The following is an 18,893-nucleotide window of genomic DNA, read 5'->3' as shown; positions in this document are numbered from 1 at the left end:
AAAATGGAATATGTAAGGATACACGGGGGATTTCCCCGGCTGTCCAACAGTGCAGTTACTTTGGGGAAATTTGACGGTATTCACCGCGGACATCAGAAACTGGTGGAAGAAATCCTGAAACAGAAAGAAAAGGGAGCACAGGCGGTTCTGTTTGCTTTTGTTTCCCCGGGACAGATGATTTTTACCTGTGAGGAACGGGCGGAATTTCTTGAAAGAATGGGAGTAGACGTTCTTCTGGAATGCCCGTTGGATGACAGGATGAAGCATATGAAGGCGGAAGCTTTTGTCCGTGAGGTTCTGGTGGGAGATCTTCAGGCATCCCATGTGGCTGTCGGGGAGGATTTTCGCTTTGGATATGAGCGGAAAGGAACGCCGAAACTGCTCAGGGAACTTGGACGTAAATATGGTTTTACCGTAAAAGTATTTCCAAAAGAGATGGAAGACAGCAGGAAAATCAGCAGCACTTATATCCGGGAAAAACTGAAAAAAGGCAGCATGGAGAAGGTTTCTTCGCTGCTTGGAAGGAATTTTTCGGTAAAGGGAATTGTGGAACATGGAAGAGGGCTGGGACATAAACTGCTGTTTCCGACCGTGAACCTTGTGCCGTCCGGGCAGAAGCTGATGCCGCCCAACGGGGTTTATATTACCCTCAGCAGATTTGGAGACAGAGTCTTCCAGGGGATTACAAATGTGGGATATAAGCCCACAGTCGGTGAAAAATTTCTTGGAGTGGAAACCTATCTATTTGACTGTGACGAGGATCTTTACGGGCAGGAATGTGTCGTTGAGTTCCTGAAGTTCCAGCGCCCCGAGGAGAAATTCCCTTCGTTTGAGGCACTCCGGAATCAGATGAACAGAGATGCAGCCAGCGGAAGGAAGTACTTTGAAGAGAAAACAGGATACAAGCAAGGAGAAATTTAAGGAATGGCAGGGATAATTCTTGGATTAATGGGAGGCCTTGGCCTCTTTTTGTATGGTATGAAGCTTATGAGCGATGCCCTGGAAAAAGCTGCCGGTGCCAAAATGAGGAGCATTCTTGAGTTCTTCACGAAAACACCGCTTCGTGGAATACTGGTAGGTATCTTTTTTACCGCGGTCATCCAGTCCTCCAGTGCATCTACAGTTATGGTTGTCAGTTTTGTGAATTCCGGACTGATGAATCTGTATCAGGCAGCAGGTGTGATCATGGGTGCCAATATCGGTACTACGGTCACTTCACAGCTGATCTCATTTAACCTTTCGGCTTTTGCGCCGGCAATCGTTATGGCGGGGGTCATTCTGTCCATGTTCTGTAAGAAAAACAAAGTTCAGAGAATCGGTGAGGTTTTTCTGGGTTTTGGTATTTTGTTTATGGGACTTACATCAATGTCTTCGTCCATGTCGGTTTTGAGAGAGTCTCCGGAAGTAGTCGAGATCATGGGATCTCTCAGCAGTCATTTTGCGGCGCTTCTGGTGGGTATTATTGTGACAACAGTTCTTCAGAGCTCATCTGCAACGGTAGGTATCATTCTTCTGCTTGCACAGCAGGGACTGCTGGAAATCAATATCTGTCTCTTTATCATCATGGGATGCAACATCGGTTCCTGTGTATCGGCACTTCTTGCAGGTCTGAACGGCAAGCGGGATGCAAAGAGAGCGGCCCTGATCCATCTTCTGTTCAACCTGATCGGTACAGCTGTGATGTATGTGATCTTCTCCCTTGCCCTTGATCCGATCGTTCATCTGATCAAGACCGTTTCCCATATGGATCCGGGCCGTGAGGTTGCGAATGCGCATACGATGATCAAGGTCGTAGAAGTACTGCTGCTGGCACCGTTTAATAAACAGATCGTGAAACTGACCGGGCTGATTGTCCGTGGAGATGATGCGAAGACCGGAGAAAATTTCGAACTTCAGTATATCGGAGAAAAATCCGTATTTTCACCTACTACGGCAGTATTTGATGCAACAAGAGAAATGGAACGTATGGGACATATGGCGCTTGCGAATCTGGAACGTGCCATGAATGCTCTTATTACACTGGATGAAGACGATATCAGTGAAGTTTATCAGGTGGAAAAACAGATTGATTTTCTGAATCATGCCATTACGAATTATCTGGTAAAAATTAACCAGACAACCCTTCCTGTGGATGATAAGCAGACCATTGGCGGTCTTTTCCATGTAGTCAATGATATTGAGCGAATCGGTGATCATGCGGAAAATATTGCAGATGCTGCGAAAAGCAGGCTGGAACGCAGCGTTGAATTCAGTGATCAGGCAAAACGGGAACTTTCCGGAATGCTGGATATGGTCATTAAGATCACTACCTATGCGCTGGATATGTTCTCCAATAATAATCAGGAACATATGCAGGAAATTCTGGATCTTGAGGATCAGGTGGATGATGCGGAGCGTATTCTTCAGGAATCCCACATTCAGCGTCTGACACAGAATGAATGTACAGCAAGTGCCGGTATGATGTTTTCGGATATTATTTCCGGACTGGAACGTGTATCCGACCATGCGACCAATATTGCTTTTTCCCTGATGGAAGATGATCCTGATGAACGCCGGAAGGAACAGAAAATGGCAGCAGCCGGAAAATAAAAAGATAAAATAAAAAAAACAGTTTACACCCAAAAGGTTCTGTGATATACTAACCAAGGTTGTAATTCAGCCCATATTCAGAGACAGGAGACTCCGACCATTTCTTAATATGCGGCGTTTATAAAAGAAAATAAGGAGGAAATCAAAATGATTTCAAAAGAAAAGAAACAGGCAATTATGAAAGAATATGCAAGATGTGAAGGTGACACAGGTTCACCGGAAGTACAGGTTGCTGTTCTTACCGCAAGAATTCAGGAACTTACAGAGCATTTACAGACACACCACAAAGATCATCATTCCAGAAGAGGTCTTCTGAAAATGGTAGGTCAGAGACGTGGCCTGTTAGCTTACCTGAAGAAAACTGACATCGAAAGATACCGTGCACTGATTGAAAAGTTAGGCTTAAGAAAATAATTGGTATGCGGAAGGGGGCGGATTTCCATCCGCCCCATTTTTAGGTAAAGAAACCGGTAAGCAGGCAGAGAGAAACCTGTATACAGGAAGAGTCCGCTGCCGCCGGTAAAACGCATGGCAGAAGTAATTTCCGAGACTACTGAAAAGCCCGTCATTCCATTGTATGCGGCAGTTTTCAGAATGATGGTTTTTTCAGTTGTTTCGGACTTCTGTGATACATGCTGATCAAGTAAAATACAGAAAAGGAGAAAAAACATGTACAAAAGTTATTCCATGGAATTAGCAGGAAGAACACTGACTGTTGATATTGACCGTGTTGCAAAACAGGCCAATGGCGCAGCTCTGATGCATTATGGGGAAACCACTGTTTTATCAACAGCAACTGCATCCAAAGAGCCGAGAGAAGGCGTTGATTTCTTCCCGTTAAGTGTTGAATATGAAGAAAAAATGTATGCCGTAGGCAAAATCCCGGGAGGATTTAATAAGAGAGAAGGGAAAGCAAGCGAACATGCGATCCTGACATCCCGTGTTATTGACCGTCCGATGCGTCCTCTGTTCCCGAAGGATTACAGAAATGATGTGACCCTGGTCAATATGGTAATGTCTGTAGATCCGGAGTGCAATCCGGAAATCCCGGCAATGCTCGGTTCTTCCATCGCAACCTGCATTTCCGACATTCCGTTTGATGGTCCATGCGCAACTACACAGGTTGGCATGATCGATGGTGAATTTGTCATCAACCCGACCATGGCTCAGAAGGATATCTCTGACCTGCAGCTTACCGTTGCCTCCACCAGAGAAAAAGTCATCATGATCGAAGCCGGTGCAAATGAAATTCCGGAAGACAAGATGATCGAGGCAATTTACAAAGCGCATGAAGTCAACCAGGAGATCATTGCATTTATTGATAAGATCGTTGCAGAGTGCGGCAAACCGAAGCATTCCTATGAGTCCTGTGCAGTTCCGGAAGAATTGTTTGAAGCAATAAAGAAAATCGTAACTCCGGAAGAGATGGAAGTTGCTGTTTTCTCTGATGACAAACAGACAAGAGAAGAAAATATCCGTAAAGTGACAGAAAAGCTTGCAGAAGCATTTGCTGACAATGAAGAGTGGCTGGCTGTTCTTCCGGATGCTGTTTATCAGTACCAGAAGAAGACTGTCCGTAAAATGATCCTGAAAGACCACAAGAGACCGGACGGACGTGCTATCACACAGATTCGTCCTCTGGCAGCAGAAGTAGATATTATTCCGAGAGTTCATGGTTCTGCCATGTTTACCCGCGGTCAGACTCAGATCTGTACGGTGACAACTCTGGCACCTCTTTCTGAGGCTCAGAAGCTGGATGGTCTTGATGAATTTGAGACTTCCAAGAGATACATGCATCATTACAATTTCCCGTCCTACTCCGTAGGAGAAACAAAACCGTCCAGAGGACCGGGACGTCGTGAAATCGGTCACGGAGCACTGGCTGAGAGAGCGCTGGTACCTGTTCTTCCGAGCGAGGAAGATTTCCCGTATGCAATCCGTACCGTATCTGAGACATTTGAGTCCAACGGTTCCACTTCCCAGGCAAGTATCTGTGCATCTACCATGTCTCTGATGGCTGCAGGTGTTCCGATTAAGAAACCGGTTGCAGGTATTTCCTGTGGTCTTGTAACAGGGGACAGCGATGACGATTATATCGTACTGACCGATATCCAGGGACTGGAAGATTTCTTCGGAGATATGGACTTCAAGGTTGCAGGCACACATGACGGTATCACTGCGATCCAGATGGATATCAAAATCCACGGACTGACAAGACCGATCGTAGAAGAAGCAATCAGAAGAACAAAAGAGGCAAGAGAATATATCCTGACAGAAGTTATGGAAAAATGTATTGCACAGCCTCGTGAAACAGTTGGAAAACATGCACCGAAGATCATTCAGATCCAGATCGATCCTCAGAAGATCGGTGATGTAGTCGGACAGAGAGGAAAGACCATCAATACTATCATCGAGCGTACCGGTGTGAAAATCGATATTACAGATGACGGAGCAGTATCCATCTGCGGTGTTGATCAGAAGAGCATGGATGAGGCAGCACGCATGGTTCAGATCATTGCTACAGATTTTGAAGCAGGTCAGATCTTTACCGGAAAAGTTGTCAGCATCAAAGAATTTGGTGCGTTTGTGGAATTTGCACCAGGAAAAGAGGGAATGGTTCACATTTCCAAAATCTGTAAAGAAAGAATTAATCGTGTGGAAGATGTTCTGACCCTTGGCGATAAAGTGAAGGTAGTATGCCTTGGCAAAGACAAGATGGGAAGAATCAGCTTCAGCATGAAGGATGTACCGGAAGAAGCATAAAAATGAGATATCATAATATAACCAAGGACGATATGTTAAACGGGGATGGCCTTCGTGTGGTTCTGTGGGTTGCAGGCTGCTCACACTGCTGCAGAGAGTGTCAGAATCCGATCACATGGGATCCGAATGGAGGACTTCCTTTCACAGATGCAGAACGGAAAGAAATTTTCGATGAACTGGATAAGGATTATATCAGCGGAATCACTTTCTCAGGAGGGGATCCGCTGCATCCTTCCAATATCACGGAAGTGACAGCTCTGGCCAGAGAGATCCGGAGAAGATATCCGCAGAAAACGATCTGGCTGTACACCGGTTCTCTCTGGGAAGAAATCAACAACGAAGAAATCGTTCAATATCTGGATGTCTGCGTTGACGGAGAGTTCGAGATTGATAAGAAAGAACTCCTTCTGGAATGGAAAGGCTCCAGTAATCAGCGTGTGATCGATGTTCCCGCCACCCTTCGGGAAGGACATGTTGTTCTGCACGCCCATTAGGAGGAACTATGCAGAGAATCGCCAGATTTCATAAAGTAAGTGAAGAGAGATTTGCAGCAGACTGGAAAGATACCTTTCCGGATGCCTCTGAGGAAGAGATTGCGTCTGTTTATGAACGAATCCGTCTTCCGAGGAGAGCTACAGCAGGCAGTGCGGGCTATGATTTTTTTTCACCTGCTGATTTTATCCTGAAACCGGGAGACACGGTGAAGATTCCCACGGGAATCCGTGTGGAAATGAATCCGGAATGGGTTCTGAAATGTTATCCGAGAAGCGGACTTGGCTTCAAATACCGTCTGCAGCTGAATAATACAGTGGGAATCATTGACAGTGATTATTTTTATTCTGACAATGAAGGTCATATTTTTGCCAAGATGACCAATGACAGCAAGGAAGAGAAAATAGTGACGATTCCGGCTGATACGGGTTTCATGCAGGGGATTTTTGTGGAATACGGAATCACCGTAGATGATGATGTGACAGACACGCGCAACGGCGGGTTCGGCAGCACCACAAAATAATTATTAGAGCGTGAGAACAACGGAACAGATATTGCTGAACAGAGCAGACAGCAACTCACAGAGTTCCGCTGCTATATAAGAAAAAATACAGGGCAGAGATTCCGGGAAAATTCCGGATTTCTGCCCTGTTTCTGTCTGAAAAACTCTGAATCGAAAGGAAAGTGGATGCTTCAGCCTCTTACTCCAGAGGAGCACCTTCTGCCTCAGCCTGTCTTGCTTTTTCAACAATTTCGTCAAATGCATCAGCGGCTTTGGCATATTCCTCGTCGTCATCGATGTTGGACAGCATGGGATCGCCGTCTTCTGTGCGGGCAAATGCATAAAGATAAACTTCGCCTGCAGTATTCTGGCCGTTCTCATCCAGGGGAAGGAGAGCAATATATTCCTTCGTGTCTACCGGATAAATGGTCAGGATAGCACATTCTACTTCTGTGTCATCTTCCATGGTCAGGGTAATGGTGTGTGGTGTGCTGTCCCCGCATCCGCCGCAGGAAGCACAGTCACTGGATGTACATCCGCAGGAATCCCCGAAGGATGATTTGTTCATATCGTCACTCATAATCGTATCCTCGCTTTTTTTATTTTCGTAATGGTTGTTTTATTGTAACAGAACATCTGGAAGATTGCAAGAGCGGGGCGAACAGAATACGGGATTCAATATTTTTCTATGTTATACGACAGAGTTCTGTGGTATAATAAATGTACTTTGATAAATAATGCGCAGAAAAATCTGTGTGTTTGAACGGCAGAAATTTGCTGCCGGATCATTTTACGATTTATGAGGAGAAACAGTATGAAATTTATTTCATGGAACGTCAACGGAATCCGTGCCTGCCTGACAAAGGGCTTTGAGGAGCGGTTTCAGGAACTGGATGCAGATGTTTTCTGTCTGCAGGAAACGAAGTGTCAGCAGGGGCAGGTGAAGCTTGATCTTCTCGGATATCATCAGTACTGGAATTATGCCAACAGGAAGGGGTATTCCGGAACTGCTGTTTTTACGAAACAGGAACCGCTGTCCGTATTGTATGGAATCGGAATAGAGGAACATGATAAAGAAGGGCGGGTTATCACACTGGAGTTTGAAGAGTTTTATTTTGTGACGGTTTATACGCCAAATTCCCAGAGCGAATTGAAACGGCTTTCTTACCGCATGGACTGGGAGAGGGATTTTCTTGCTTATCTTCTCAGTCTTCAGGAGAAAAAACCGGTGATCTGCTGCGGAGATTTTAACGTGGCACATAAAGAAATCGACCTGAAAAATCCGGCTTCCAACCGGCATAATGCAGGATTTTCTGATGAGGAGAGAGCCTGCTTTACGAGAGTTCTGGAGAGCGGATTTATTGATACGTTCCGGTATTTTTATCCGGATGCGGAAGGAATCTATTCCTGGTGGTCCTATCGGTTCCGTGCCAGAGAGAAGAATGCAGGTTGGAGAATTGACTATTTTATCGTGTCTCCGGATCTGGAACAACGACTGGAAAGTGCGTCAATTCATACAGAGATTATGGGATCAGACCATTGTCCGGTGGAACTGGTTCTGAAGTAGGAGAGAGAACTCGTCCAGAACATTTTGCATAATATGACAGACTACACATGAGAAGGAGGTATTTTATGGCAGTCCATAAAGTTCCCCGAATTGAAAAGGGATCCCCATTCATACTTGGCGCCAATAAAGTAGCCGCAGGCTATAATTTTGCAGTGGAAGTACCGGAAAAAACCGAAGCATCTCTGTTGCTTTATTATAAAAAATCAAAAGAACCGACAGAAATCATTCCTTTTGCACAGGGAGCACGGACCGGATGTGTCAGTACCCTGTGTCTTGGCGGTTTTTCCCCGAAAGATTACGAATACAATTTCTGCATGGACGGCAGGGTCGTGCAGGATCCGTATGCCCATCATATTTCCGGAAGAGAACACTTCGGAGAAGAATGGAACAGAGAAGAGAAGCATAAGGTGCGCTGCGGATTTCTGCGCGAAGAATCGTATGACTGGGAGGAGGATGAGGCTCCGGAATTTCCGTTTGATGATATGATCCTGTATAAACTTCATGTCCGCGGTTTTACAAAACAGAGCAGATTGTCATCTAAGAAACGTGGAACGTTCAGCGGACTGGCGGAAATGATCCCATACCTGAAGGATCTTGGGATTAATGCGGTGGAACTGATGCCTGCTTATGAATTCATGGAAGTGTCTGTACCTGCAGAAAATGCAGGTCTGGTGTCTGCGAAGAAGGATGGGAAAATCAACTTCTGGGGATACCTTCCCGGCTTTTATTTTGCACCGAAGCGTTCTTATTGTGCGACAGCCCGTCCGGAAAAAGAATTCCGGGATCTGGTGAAAGAACTTCACAGAGCGGGAATTGCGTGTATAATGGAATTTTATTTTCCAAAAGAAGTCAATCCGATGATGGCTCTTCATGTTTTGCAGTTCTGGAAATTATATTATCATGTGGATGGATTCCATATCCTGGGAGAGGGAGCTCCGGCCAACCTGATTCTGAAAGACGGGATTCTTGCCGGATCAAAACTGATGATGGAGCAGATTCCTGTCTGGGATATTCCGGAAGAACATCTTCTTTCCGGGAAGTATCTTGCAGAATATCATGCCGGGTTTATGCAGGATATGCGCCGTTTCCTTAAAAGTGATGAAGATACGGTAACCGGAGCGGTAAATCGTATCAAAGAAAATTTCAATACACATACAGCGATTCATTATCTGGCATGTCAGGATGGCTTTACTCTGGCAGATGCGGTAAGCTATAATTACAAGCATAATGAAGAAAACGGAGAGAATAATACAGACGGAACCAGTTATAATTATTCATGGAACTGCGGATTTGAGGGGCCGTGCCGCAAGGCATCTGTCAGACAGATCAGGGAACGCCAGATGCGAAATGCCTTCCTGCTGCTGCTGTTGAGTCAGGGCGTGCCCATGATCTATGGAGGAGATGAAATTGCCAATTCTCAGGATGGCAATAACAATGCCTACTGTCAGGATAATCCTGTGGGATGGGTCGACTGGAAAGGACTGAAGAAAAATGAAAAACTTTTACAGTTTGTAAAAGATGCCATTGCTTTCCGCAAAAGCCATCCGGTACTGCATCAGCCGAAAGGACTGAAAGGCGTGGATTATCTTACCAGAGGATTTCCGGACATTTCTTTTCACAGTGAGCGGGCATGGTACTGCAGTTATGAGAATACGTCCCGGCTTCTTGGAGTGATGCTCTGCGGTGCTTATGCCGCAAAGGAAAACGGTGAGCCGGATGATCTTGTCTACATTGCGTTTAATTTCCACGGGGAATCAAGAAGTATTGCACTTCCCAATCTTCCGGATGGAAAAAAATGGAGAAAGGCTGTAGATACTTCCGGCTTTGAAGAAGAGGTATTTTTTGGAGAATCTGAAGAAACGTACACCAGAACAATGGAAATTTCGCCCCGCACGATTGTCGTGCTGCTGGGCAGGTAGGAGGCAGGGAGATGCATCCATGGCTGCATTTTAAAACAATCACGAAACATAAACTGCTGGTGATGCGGTATTGTTTCCGCATCGGATTATATAAACAGGGGCTGCTTCACGATCTGTCCAAATATTCTCCGACAGAATTTCTGGTGGGCTGCAAATACTATCAGGGAACGAGAAGCCCCAACAATGCAGAAAGAGAAGATATCGGAGTTTCCATGTCCTGGCTGCATCACAAAGGCCGCAACCGTCATCATTTTGAATATTGGGTGGATTATTCACTGGACGGGGAACATGTGATCATGGGAACAAAAATGCCGCGAAAGTATGTGGCTGAGATGATCATGGACCGGATCAGTGCTTCACGGACATATCTGGGAGAGGCTTATACCGATCAGGCGCCTCTGGCATATTTTCTCAAGAGCAAAGAAAAACTCTGGTTTATCCACCCGGAGACGAAGCGTGATCTGGAGGCCCTGCTTCGCATACTGGCGGATCACGGAGAGAAAAAAACTCTGCATTATATCCGACATGTGTATCTGAAACGGAATGCAGGATAATTCGGGTTCTGTACAGGGTTTTACGTAAGCATAAAAATACAAAATAACCTTATAAAACGGAATAAATATGAAAAAACATGCAAAAAAACGGGGGAATTGTTAAATTTCTCCGTTTTTTGGGTTGCAATGAACTGGTATTCTGTGGTAGAGTGTATGGTATCGTTACTGGGAATGGAGTGAACAGTAACATACTATTTTTTACTATATTTACCAAGAGGAGGAGAGCGTATGAATAGTACAAAAATGATTATTTTGTCCGCATTTGCGGCATACCTTCTGCTGATGATCGTGATTGGCATTGTGTATATGAAAAAAACAAAGAATTCGGAAGACTATTTTCTTGGCGGCCGTGGTTTGAATGCCTGGGTAGCAGCTTTGTCCGCACAGGCATCTGATATGAGCGGATGGCTTCTGATGGGGCTTCCGGGTGCGATTTATGCTATGGGAACCGGACAGGTGTGGATTGCAGTCGGTCTGTTTATAGGAACGGTGTTTAACTGGGTATGTATTTCAGGAAGACTGCGCAAGTACACTATTGCAGCCAACAATTCCCTGACGATTCCGGCATATTTTGAGAACCGTTTCCGTGATAAAAAGAAAATACTGCTTCTGGTTTCTTCCATTGTTATTGTGGTATTTTTCCTGGTGTATACGGCATCTGCGCTTGCAGCAGGAGGGAAACTTTTTAACACAGTATTTGGAATTGACTATCATGTGGCACTGGCAGTTGGTGCGGCAGTAATTCTCTGCTATACCTTTATGGGAGGCTTTATGGCAGTCTGTGTGACCGATTTTATTCAGGGCACTCTGATGCTGGTAGGACTTCTGATCGTTCCGATCATTGCCTATTTTATGCTTCCGGGAAATCTTTCCGGGATTCTGGATCAGAGTGGAGTTGTCGGTGGATCGGCTTCTTATCTGAATCCTCTGATGAACGGAGAACGTCCGTATACATTTGTGGAAATCTTTTCCCAGCTTGCATGGGGACTTGGATATTGTGGAATGCCGCATATTCTGACCCGTTTTATGGCTGTGAAGAATGAGACGGAACTGAAGAAATCCAGAGTGATCGCCATTGTATGGGACATTCTTTCTCTTGGTGCTGCGTGCTTTATCGGTGTGATCGGACGTGCATTCCTGTTTCCGGAAGTTCTGGGCGAGAACGGAGCTGCATCTTCTGAGAGTGTATTCATTGAGATGATCAGCAAGCTGTTCACAGAGAATCTGGCACTGCCTTTTATTGGCGGACTGTTTCTCTGTGGTATTCTGGCAGCTATCATGTCTACCGCGGATTCCCAGCTTCTGGTAACAGCATCTGCAGTATCTGAAGACCTGTATCACAGCTTTATTGACAAAAAGGCAGATGCAAAGAAAATTGTAAATGTGAGCCGCGGAACAGTTGTAGTCGTCTCTATTCTTGCATTTGTGATCGCATGGAATCCGAACAGCAGTATTATGGGTCTTGTGTCGAATGCGTGGGCCGGCCTGGGATCCGCATTCGGACCGATCGTTCTTCTGTCACTTTTCTGGAGAAGAACAAATCTGGCAGGTGCGATCGCAGGTATCGTTTCCGGTGGACTTACCGTCATTATCTGGGATTACATTCCTCTTATGGGAGGTCAGACACTGGGAAGTGCAACAGGACTTTATTCTCTTGCTGTGGGATTTGCGATCAGCACACTGATGATCGTAATCTTCAGCCTTGCAACGAAGGCCCCGTCCAAAGAAATTACAGAGGAATTTGACCGTGTAGCTGCAATGAAATGACAGGACCCGGTTTCTTCTGTTCAGAGTAATAAATAATCGTAATTATAAGGCTACCCTTTTTCTTCCAAATCTGTTATAATACTTGTTGTTATATCAGGAGAAATTTAGAAGAAAGAGGGTGTCTTTTTTTGAAGAAATATGATTATCTGATCGTTGGCGCCGGACTTTTTGGCGCTGTTTTTGCACATGAAGCCACAAAGAGAGGGAAGACCTGTCTTGTAATCGACAAGCGTGACCATATCGGAGGAAATATTTATACAGAAGACGTGGAGGGAATTCAGGTTCACCGTTACGGTGCGCATATTTTCCATACATCGAACAAAAAGATATGGGATTATGTAAATGAATTTGCAGAGTTTAATCATTTTGTAAATTCTCCGATCGCAATATACAAAGATGAACTTTATAATCTGCCGTTTAACATGAATACGTTCCATCAGCTCTGGGGAGTGCGGACTCCGGCAGAGGCACAGGCCAAGATTAACGAGCAGATTTCCAGAATGCATATTACCCATCCGAAGAATCTGGAGGAACAGGCACTGGCTCTGGTGGGACAGGATGTCTATGAAAAACTGATCGAAGGATACACCAGAAAACAGTGGGGAAGAGAATGCAAGGATCTTCCGTCCTTCATTATCAAACGTCTTCCGCTTCGTTACACCTATGATAACAACTACTTTAAAGATCCTTATCAGGGTATCCCGAAGGGCGGCTATACCCGTATTATTAAGAAACTTCTGGAAGGGGTTCAGGTGATTCTGAATACCGACTTTTTTGAAAATCGTGCAGAACTTACCGCACAGGCGGACAAGGTGCTTTATACCGGTATGATCGATGCTTATTATGATTTCTGTTATGGAGAGCTGGATTACCGTTCCCTGCGTTTTGAGACAGAAGTTCTGGATATGGAGAATTATCAGGGCAATGCGGTTGTGAACTATACGGATTATGAAATACCGTACACCAGAATCATTGAACATAAGCATTTTGAATTCGGCAAACAGCCGAAGACGGTGATCACCAGAGAGTATTCCGCAGAGTGGAAACCGGGAGCAGAGCCATATTATCCGGTCAATGATCCGAGAAATGACGAGCTGTTCTCCAAGTATGAGCAGCGTGCACTGGAAGAAGAAAATGTTCTCTTTGGCGGACGTCTTGGCATGTATCGCTATATGGACATGGACAAGGTCATCGAGGAAGCACTGAATATGGTGGAAACCGAATTAAGCTACGAGTCCCCGAAGGAATAAGGAAGGAGAAAGATACAGATGGATACACCCACAATTGCAGCTTATTATCGTGAAGCTGACCCCATGAAACGTAAGCGCCTTCTGGAAAAGTCCATTGCAGACGGCGAAGACGTGCAGGCAAATGCCGTGCGTAAGGAACTCTGGGAAATTCGTTATCGCGAGAAATCCGATGCAAAAGGAAACGAGAGAGCAGATGGATTTCTGGGGTTGTGGATGGAACTGGAATTTAACCGTGGAGCGGATAAAAAGTGGTTTGCGATCAAACGGGCACGTAAGGAAATCAGCAGGCGTCTCGAAGAACTTCAGTTTGCAGAACTGATTCAGAAAAGTGATCTGCACCGGGAACTGCTTTACCGGGAATGCTGCCATCTGATATGGATCTATATGGATCTCTGTGAGAAGGATAAGGCTTATTCCAATGTGCTGTTTGGTCTGGTCAGCATGAGTGATGAGAGGACCAGAGAGAAAATCCAGAGTGACATTCTCCAGACGGCAGTGAAGCTTCCGGCTGCTTTGCAGATGGAAGAGGAACTGGATCTCATTATCAGGGCTGCAAAAGAGATGTATGAAGAGCGATTTCCGGGTGAGGGCGGTATTGGCTGAGAATAGGGAATGATCAGAAGTCATGATTTTTCATATCTGTTTGAAAAATCATGACCTTTTGACATTAGAGCGTGTTTGAAAATTCATTCCCGTCAGATCGCGTCAGTGAAAGTACGGAATACATACATGAAAATATCAGCATTCTGGAGATAATAGCAGAAGAAGTGCTGATATTGCGTCAGAATAATTAAGATACCGGAGGAAAGAATGAAAACAGAAACGTTGACTGCATATGAAGTGATCAAACAGGAAAATTTAACAGACATTCATTCTGTGGGATGGCTGCTGCGCCACAAAAAAACAGGTGCACGGGTGATGCTCATTGAGAATGATGATGAAAATAAAGTGTTCAATATTGCTTTTCGTACACCGCCGAAGAACAGTACGGGTGTTGCTCATATTCTGGAGCACAGTGTATTGTGCGGTTCCCGGGAATTCCCTCTGAAGGATCCTTTTGTGGAACTTGTGAAAGGTTCTCTGAACACTTTTTTGAATGCTATGACTTATCCGGATAAGACATGCTATCCTGTTGCCAGCTGCAATGATCAGGATTTTCAGAACCTGATGCATGTATATCTGGATGCGGTTTTTTATCCGAATATTTATCAGAAAGAAGAGATTTTCCGCCAGGAAGGATGGAGTTATCATCTGGAAGATGTGAACGGGCCGCTGACTTATAATGGAGTGGTCTACAGTGAAATGAAAGGCGCATTTTCTTCCCCGGATGAAGTGCTGGAACGGGAAATTATGAATTCTCTGTATCCGGATACGACTTACGGATTTGAGTCCGGAGGAAATCCGGAAAATATTCCGGAGCTGTCCTATGAGGAATTCCTGGATTTTCACAGGAAATTTTATCATCCGTCCAACAGCTATATTTACCTGTATGGAAATATGGATATGGAGGAAAAACTGGATTTTATTGACAGACATTATCTTTCTGCTTTTGACTCGATGGAAGTGGATTCTGAAATCGAACTGCAGAAGGCATTTGAAACCTGCCGGGATCTCACTATGGAATATCCGGTGTCCGAAAACGAAAATCTGGAAGATAACACGTACCTTTCCTACAGCAGAGTCGTGGGAGATGTCCATGATATGACTTTGTGCACTGCTTTTGAAGTGCTGGACTATGCACTTTTGAGTGCACCGGGAGCACCGCTGAAGAAAGCTCTTCTGGATGCCGGGATCGGCAAGGACATTTATGGAGGTTATGAAGACGGCATCCGCCAGCCATATTTCGATGTGATCGCAAAAGGTTCCAATGCGGAGCAAAAAGAAAAATTTGCAGAGGTTATCCGGAATGTTCTGGAAGAAATCGTAAAGAACGGGATTGATGTCAAAGCAGTGGAAGCAGGAATCAATTATTTTGAGTTCCGTTACAGGGAAGCTGATTTTTCCTCTTATCCGAAGGGGCTGATGTACAGCCTTGATATTCTTGGAAACTGGCTGTACGATGAGGAAAATCCATTTGCGTCCGTACAGCTTCTGGATGTTTTTGATTATCTGAAAAAAGCGGTACATGAGGGATATTTCGAGAATATGATCCGGAAATATCTTCTTGAAAACACTCATGGCAGTATGTTGACCCTGGTTCCTGTCAGAGGTCTGGCAGCGCAGAGAGAAAAAGCTCTGGAAGAGAAGCTGGAGGCATTCCGCAGGAGTCTGCCGCAGCAGGAACTGGAGGAAATGGTCAGAAAAACCGAAGCACTGACTGCTTATCAGGAAAGTGAGGAAGATCCGGAAGCGCTGGAATGTATCCCTATGCTGAAGCGGGAAGATATCTGTCGGGAAGCGGGGCATTTTTATAACCGTGAACTGGAAGCGGGCGGAAGTCTGTTTTTGTATCATGATGTATGTACCAACGGAATCGGATATGTGGATGTTTTGTTTGATCTTGGACATCTCAGCCCGGAAAAAGTTCCTTATCTGGGACTTCTCAAATCGGTGCTGGGATATGTGGATACCGAACATTTTACTTATGGAGCCCTGTTTAATGAAATCAATGCCGGTACAGGCGGAATCCAGTGCGGAGTAGAAGTGTTCGATCAGACCGGGGAACCGGGGAAATTCCGTGCCATGTTCTCCATACGCGGAAAAGCACTGTACACAAAACTGGATTTCCTGTTCGCAATGATGGAGGAAATTCTTCTTACCTCGTCTCTGGATGATACAAAACGTCTTTATGAGATTATTGCCGAGGTGAAATCAAGAGCGCAGGCCAGTCTTGTAAGCGGAGGCCATTCCACTGCTGTACTGCGTGCTTCTTCCTATAGTTCTCCTATGGCTGCTTTTCAGGATGCAATGGCAGGCATTGCCTATTATCAGTTTATCGAGAAGCTGGAGAAGGAATTCGACAGCAGGAAAGAAGAAATCGTTTCTTCTCTGAAGGAACTGGCCAAGGAGATTCTCCGTCCGGAAAACTTTATGATTAGTTATACAGGAGAGGAAGAGTCGGTTGATCTGGTGAGAACACTTGCAGCCGGTCTGAAGGAGAAACTTCATACGGAGCCTGTTCAGACCTCGGAAGATACGATGAAATGTGTAAAGAAAAACGAAGGATTCATGACCTCCGGTCAGGTTCAGTATGTAGCGCAGACAGGCAATTTCCGCAAAAAAGGGCTGGAATATACAGGAGCACTGGAAATTCTCAAGGTTGCCTTAAGCTATGACTATCTTTGGATCAATCTCCGGGTAAAGGGCGGAGCGTATGGCTGTATGAGTGGATTCCGCAGAAACGGCGAGAGCTATTTTGTCTCCTACCGTGACCCGCATCTGAAGGAAACACTGGAGGTTTACCGGAAAATACCGGAATATATCCGGAATTTCCGTGCGGATGAACGTGAGATGACCAAATATATTATCGGAACGATCAGCGGTAAGGATGTTCCGAAAACACCACAGATGAAGGGAAATCTTTCCAAGAGTGCATACTTCAGCAGGGTTTCGGAAGAAATGGTCCAGAGAGAGCGTGATCAGATCCTGGATGCGCAGGTGGAAGATATCCGGGCGCTGGCTCCTCTAATCGAGGTCATTCTGTCGGATGAGATGGTCTGTGTAGTGGGAAGCGAAAACGCCATCCGCAGTGAGAAAGATCTGTTTATGGAAACCAGGCCGTTATTCAACAGCTGAGGAATTCCGTCAGGAGAGGATAGAAAATATGAATGAAAATTTTAAATCAGGTTTTGTGGCGATCATTGGACGTCCGAATGTGGGGAAATCCACGCTGATGAATCATCTCATCGGACAGAAAATCGCCATTACATCAAAGAAACCGCAGACCACCAGAAACCGTATTCAGACTGTGTATACCTGTGAAGACGGGCAGATTGTCTTTCTGGATACACCGGGGATTCATAAGGCGAAAAATAAACTGGGAGAATACATGGTACAGGTGGCGGAACGTACACTCAAAGAAGTGGATGTGATTCTCTGGCTGGTGGAACCTACCACGTTTGTGGGAGCAGGAGAAAAGCATATTGCCGAGCAGCTTGCGGGACTTCACATTCCGGTAATCCTGGTGATCAACAAAGTAGATACTGTGGAAAAAGAGGAAATTCTCCGATCCATTGATACCTATCGCAAAATTTATGAGTTTGATGAGATTATTCCGGTGTCTGCCCTTCGCGGACAGAATACCGGAGATATCATTACCAGTATTTTTCAGTATCTGCCGTATGGCCCCATGTTTTATGACGAAGATACGGTGACAGACCAGCCGCAGCGTCAGATCGCTGCAGAGATCATCCGGGAAAAAGCACTGCATGCACTGGATGCGGAAATTCCTCATGGAATTGCTGTGGCGATTGACAAGATGAAACGCAGGCCGGGAAACAGGCCGATGGTGGATATTGAAGCAACGATTATCTGTGAGAGAGAGTCCCATAAAGGTATTATCATCGGCAAACAGGGCAGCATGCTCAAAAAAATCGGAAGCAATGCCCGCTATGAACTGGAACGGATGCTGGAGTCGGGTGTGAATCTGAAACTCTGGGTGAAGGTGAAGAAAGACTGGCGGGACAGCGATTTTATGATCAAAAACTTTGGATATGATAAGAAGGAAATCTGACCTATGAGAGACCTGATTACCGTGCAGGGAGTGGTACTATCTGCCATGCCGGTGGGGGAATACGACAAGAGAATTGTACTTCTGACAAGGGAACGGGGCAAAATATCCGCCTTTGCCAAGGGCGCCAGAAGAATGAACAGTCCCTTTATGGCGGCGGCCAATCCGTTTGTCTTTGGATCCTTTACTCTGTATGAAGGAAGGACCAGCTATAACCTGAATCAGGTAACAGTGACGCATCATTTTGTGGAGCTGGCAGGCATGCAGCCGGGAATTTATTATGGTTATTATTTTCTGGAGCTTGCAGATTATTTCGGACGGGAAGGAACGGACGAGAGAGAAATGATGAACCTTCTCTATGTGACGGTAAAAGCACTGCTGAATCCCCATATTGATGACCGGCTGGTACGCTGTGTTTATGAACTGAGGATGATGGAGGTGCAGGGACTCTGTCCGCAGATATCCAGCTGCGCAGTCTGTGACTGTACACCGGATGAACAGGCACCGGTATATTTCTCCCAGCAGGAGCATGGAATGCTGTGTGCCGCATGTGCCCTGGGTGTGCTGGATGCTGTGAGAATTTCACGAGCTGCATGGTACGCAATGCAGTATATTGTCAGTGTACCGATGGGAAAGCTGTATACGTTTTCCGTGAAAGAGGATGTACTGCAGGAACTGGAGTATCATATTCACAGATATACCTCAGCTAATACAGACAGGAAATTCAAAAGCCTTCAGGTCCTGGAAATGATTTGCAGCTGAGTATTGAAAAATAATTTTTTGATGGTATAATGAGGATAATTGACGGTAAAGGAGAACTA

The 18,893-nt window shown here is 45.3% G+C and carries 16 protein-coding genes; 15 read left to right on the top strand and 1 reads right to left on the bottom strand.

Going from position 1 to position 18,893, the window contains the following annotated elements:
* The first annotated feature begins 3 nt into the window (after positions 1-3).
* The 6 genes from ACTNEW_RS04925 to ACTNEW_RS04900 all read left to right on the top strand — a co-directional run bounded on the left by ACTNEW_RS04925 (position 4) and on the right by ACTNEW_RS04900 (position 6,367).
* Positions 4-921, top strand: a complete 918-nt coding sequence (locus tag ACTNEW_RS04925) for a bifunctional riboflavin kinase/FAD synthetase (protein WP_441058581.1) — start codon at positions 4-6, stop codon at positions 919-921.
* Positions 922-924: 3 nt separating this feature from the next.
* A complete protein-coding gene (locus ACTNEW_RS04920) occupies positions 925-2,589 on the top strand; it encodes a Na/Pi cotransporter family protein (RefSeq protein ID WP_441058579.1) in 1,665 nt (554 codons plus the stop codon).
* A gap of 147 nt (positions 2,590-2,736) precedes the next feature.
* A complete protein-coding gene (rpsO, locus tag ACTNEW_RS04915; RefSeq protein WP_015542977.1) occupies positions 2,737-3,003 on the top strand; it encodes a 30S ribosomal protein S15 in 267 nt (88 codons plus the stop codon).
* A 255-nt stretch (positions 3,004-3,258) separates the two neighbouring features.
* Positions 3,259-5,352, top strand: coding sequence for a polyribonucleotide nucleotidyltransferase (locus ACTNEW_RS04910; protein ID WP_441058577.1), 2,094 nt, complete (start codon positions 3,259-3,261; stop codon positions 5,350-5,352).
* 2 nt (positions 5,353-5,354) lie between these two features.
* A complete protein-coding gene (gene nrdG / locus ACTNEW_RS04905) occupies positions 5,355-5,846 on the top strand; it encodes an anaerobic ribonucleoside-triphosphate reductase activating protein (RefSeq protein WP_441058575.1) in 492 nt (163 codons plus the stop codon).
* Between the two features lie 8 nt (positions 5,847-5,854).
* Complete coding sequence (locus ACTNEW_RS04900) at positions 5,855-6,367, top strand: deoxyuridine 5'-triphosphate nucleotidohydrolase (protein ID WP_441058573.1); 513 nt, start codon at positions 5,855-5,857, stop codon at positions 6,365-6,367.
* A gap of 178 nt (positions 6,368-6,545) precedes the next feature.
* Here the strand turns inward: ACTNEW_RS04900 and ACTNEW_RS04895 are convergent, their stop codons facing one another.
* Positions 6,546-6,926 carry a DUF1292 domain-containing protein gene (locus ACTNEW_RS04895; protein ID WP_441058571.1) on the bottom strand — a complete coding sequence of 127 codons (381 nt, stop codon included), beginning with the start codon at positions 6,924-6,926 and terminating at the stop codon, positions 6,546-6,548.
* Positions 6,927-7,160: 234 nt separating this feature from the next.
* On the opposite strand from ACTNEW_RS04895, the gene ACTNEW_RS04890 reads away from it, so the two are divergent.
* The 9 genes from ACTNEW_RS04890 to recO all read left to right on the top strand — a co-directional run bounded on the left by ACTNEW_RS04890 (position 7,161) and on the right by recO (position 18,834).
* Positions 7,161-7,913 (top strand): exodeoxyribonuclease III, encoded by a 753-nt coding sequence (locus ACTNEW_RS04890; RefSeq protein WP_441058569.1) that lies wholly within the window; start codon positions 7,161-7,163, stop codon positions 7,911-7,913.
* A gap of 65 nt (positions 7,914-7,978) precedes the next feature.
* Entirely contained in the window at positions 7,979-9,832 is a 1,854-nt protein-coding gene (locus ACTNEW_RS04885; RefSeq protein WP_441058567.1) for a Type II secretory pathway, pullulanase PulA and related glycosidase, read from the top strand.
* Between the two features lie 11 nt (positions 9,833-9,843).
* Positions 9,844-10,386 carry a DUF5662 family protein gene (locus tag ACTNEW_RS04880; RefSeq protein WP_441058565.1) on the top strand — a complete coding sequence of 181 codons (543 nt, stop codon included), beginning with the start codon at positions 9,844-9,846 and terminating at the stop codon, positions 10,384-10,386.
* A gap of 228 nt (positions 10,387-10,614) precedes the next feature.
* On the top strand, positions 10,615-12,153 hold the full coding sequence (gene putP, locus ACTNEW_RS04875) for a sodium/proline symporter PutP (protein ID WP_441058563.1): 1,539 nt from the start codon (positions 10,615-10,617) through the stop codon (positions 12,151-12,153).
* Between the two features lie 128 nt (positions 12,154-12,281).
* On the top strand, positions 12,282-13,403 hold the full coding sequence (glf, locus tag ACTNEW_RS04870; RefSeq protein WP_441058561.1) for a UDP-galactopyranose mutase: 1,122 nt from the start codon (positions 12,282-12,284) through the stop codon (positions 13,401-13,403).
* Positions 13,404-13,421: 18 nt separating this feature from the next.
* On the top strand, positions 13,422-14,006 hold the full coding sequence (locus ACTNEW_RS04865) for a DUF6553 family protein (protein ID WP_441058559.1): 585 nt from the start codon (positions 13,422-13,424) through the stop codon (positions 14,004-14,006).
* Between the two features lie 207 nt (positions 14,007-14,213).
* The gene (locus ACTNEW_RS04860; protein ID WP_441058557.1) at positions 14,214-17,138 is read left to right on the top strand and encodes an insulinase family protein; all 2,925 of its coding nucleotides are present in this window, start codon (positions 14,214-14,216) and stop codon (positions 17,136-17,138) included.
* 28 nt (positions 17,139-17,166) lie between these two features.
* On the top strand, positions 17,167-18,075 hold the full coding sequence (era, locus tag ACTNEW_RS04855) for a GTPase Era (RefSeq protein ID WP_441058555.1): 909 nt from the start codon (positions 17,167-17,169) through the stop codon (positions 18,073-18,075).
* A 3-nt stretch (positions 18,076-18,078) separates the two neighbouring features.
* On the top strand, positions 18,079-18,834 hold the full coding sequence (gene recO, locus ACTNEW_RS04850; protein ID WP_441058553.1) for a DNA repair protein RecO: 756 nt from the start codon (positions 18,079-18,081) through the stop codon (positions 18,832-18,834).
* Positions 18,835-18,893 lie beyond the last annotated feature (59 nt).

Source organism: Blautia sp. HCP3S3_G3, assembly GCF_052063365.1.
Lineage (GTDB): Bacteria > Bacillota > Clostridia > Lachnospirales > Lachnospiraceae > Blautia_A.
This window is presented reverse-complemented; position numbering and strand designations above follow the sequence as displayed.

Excerpts from the sequence above, each read along its gene's own strand:
- ACTNEW_RS04925 (WP_441058581.1), top strand. The coding sequence starts at position 4 with ATGGAATATGTAAGGATACACGGGGGATTTCCCCGGCTGTCCAACAGT.
- ACTNEW_RS04920 (WP_441058579.1), top strand. The coding sequence starts at position 925 with ATGGCAGGGATAATTCTTGGATTAATGGGAGGCCTTGGCCTCTTTTTG.
- rpsO (WP_015542977.1), top strand. The coding sequence starts at position 2,737 with ATGATTTCAAAAGAAAAGAAACAGGCAATTATGAAAGAATATGCAAGA.
- ACTNEW_RS04910 (WP_441058577.1), top strand. The coding sequence starts at position 3,259 with ATGTACAAAAGTTATTCCATGGAATTAGCAGGAAGAACACTGACTGTT.
- nrdG (WP_441058575.1), top strand. The coding sequence starts at position 5,355 with ATGAGATATCATAATATAACCAAGGACGATATGTTAAACGGGGATGGC.
- ACTNEW_RS04900 (WP_441058573.1), top strand. The coding sequence starts at position 5,855 with ATGCAGAGAATCGCCAGATTTCATAAAGTAAGTGAAGAGAGATTTGCA.
- ACTNEW_RS04895 (WP_441058571.1), bottom strand. The coding sequence starts at position 6,926 with ATGAGTGACGATATGAACAAATCATCCTTCGGGGATTCCTGCGGATGT.
- ACTNEW_RS04890 (WP_441058569.1), top strand. The coding sequence starts at position 7,161 with ATGAAATTTATTTCATGGAACGTCAACGGAATCCGTGCCTGCCTGACA.
- ACTNEW_RS04885 (WP_441058567.1), top strand. The coding sequence starts at position 7,979 with ATGGCAGTCCATAAAGTTCCCCGAATTGAAAAGGGATCCCCATTCATA.
- ACTNEW_RS04880 (WP_441058565.1), top strand. The coding sequence starts at position 9,844 with ATGCATCCATGGCTGCATTTTAAAACAATCACGAAACATAAACTGCTG.
- putP (WP_441058563.1), top strand. The coding sequence starts at position 10,615 with ATGAATAGTACAAAAATGATTATTTTGTCCGCATTTGCGGCATACCTT.
- ACTNEW_RS04865 (WP_441058559.1), top strand. The coding sequence starts at position 13,422 with ATGGATACACCCACAATTGCAGCTTATTATCGTGAAGCTGACCCCATG.
- ACTNEW_RS04860 (WP_441058557.1), top strand. The coding sequence starts at position 14,214 with ATGAAAACAGAAACGTTGACTGCATATGAAGTGATCAAACAGGAAAAT.
- era (WP_441058555.1), top strand. The coding sequence starts at position 17,167 with ATGAATGAAAATTTTAAATCAGGTTTTGTGGCGATCATTGGACGTCCG.
- recO (WP_441058553.1), top strand. The coding sequence starts at position 18,079 with ATGAGAGACCTGATTACCGTGCAGGGAGTGGTACTATCTGCCATGCCG.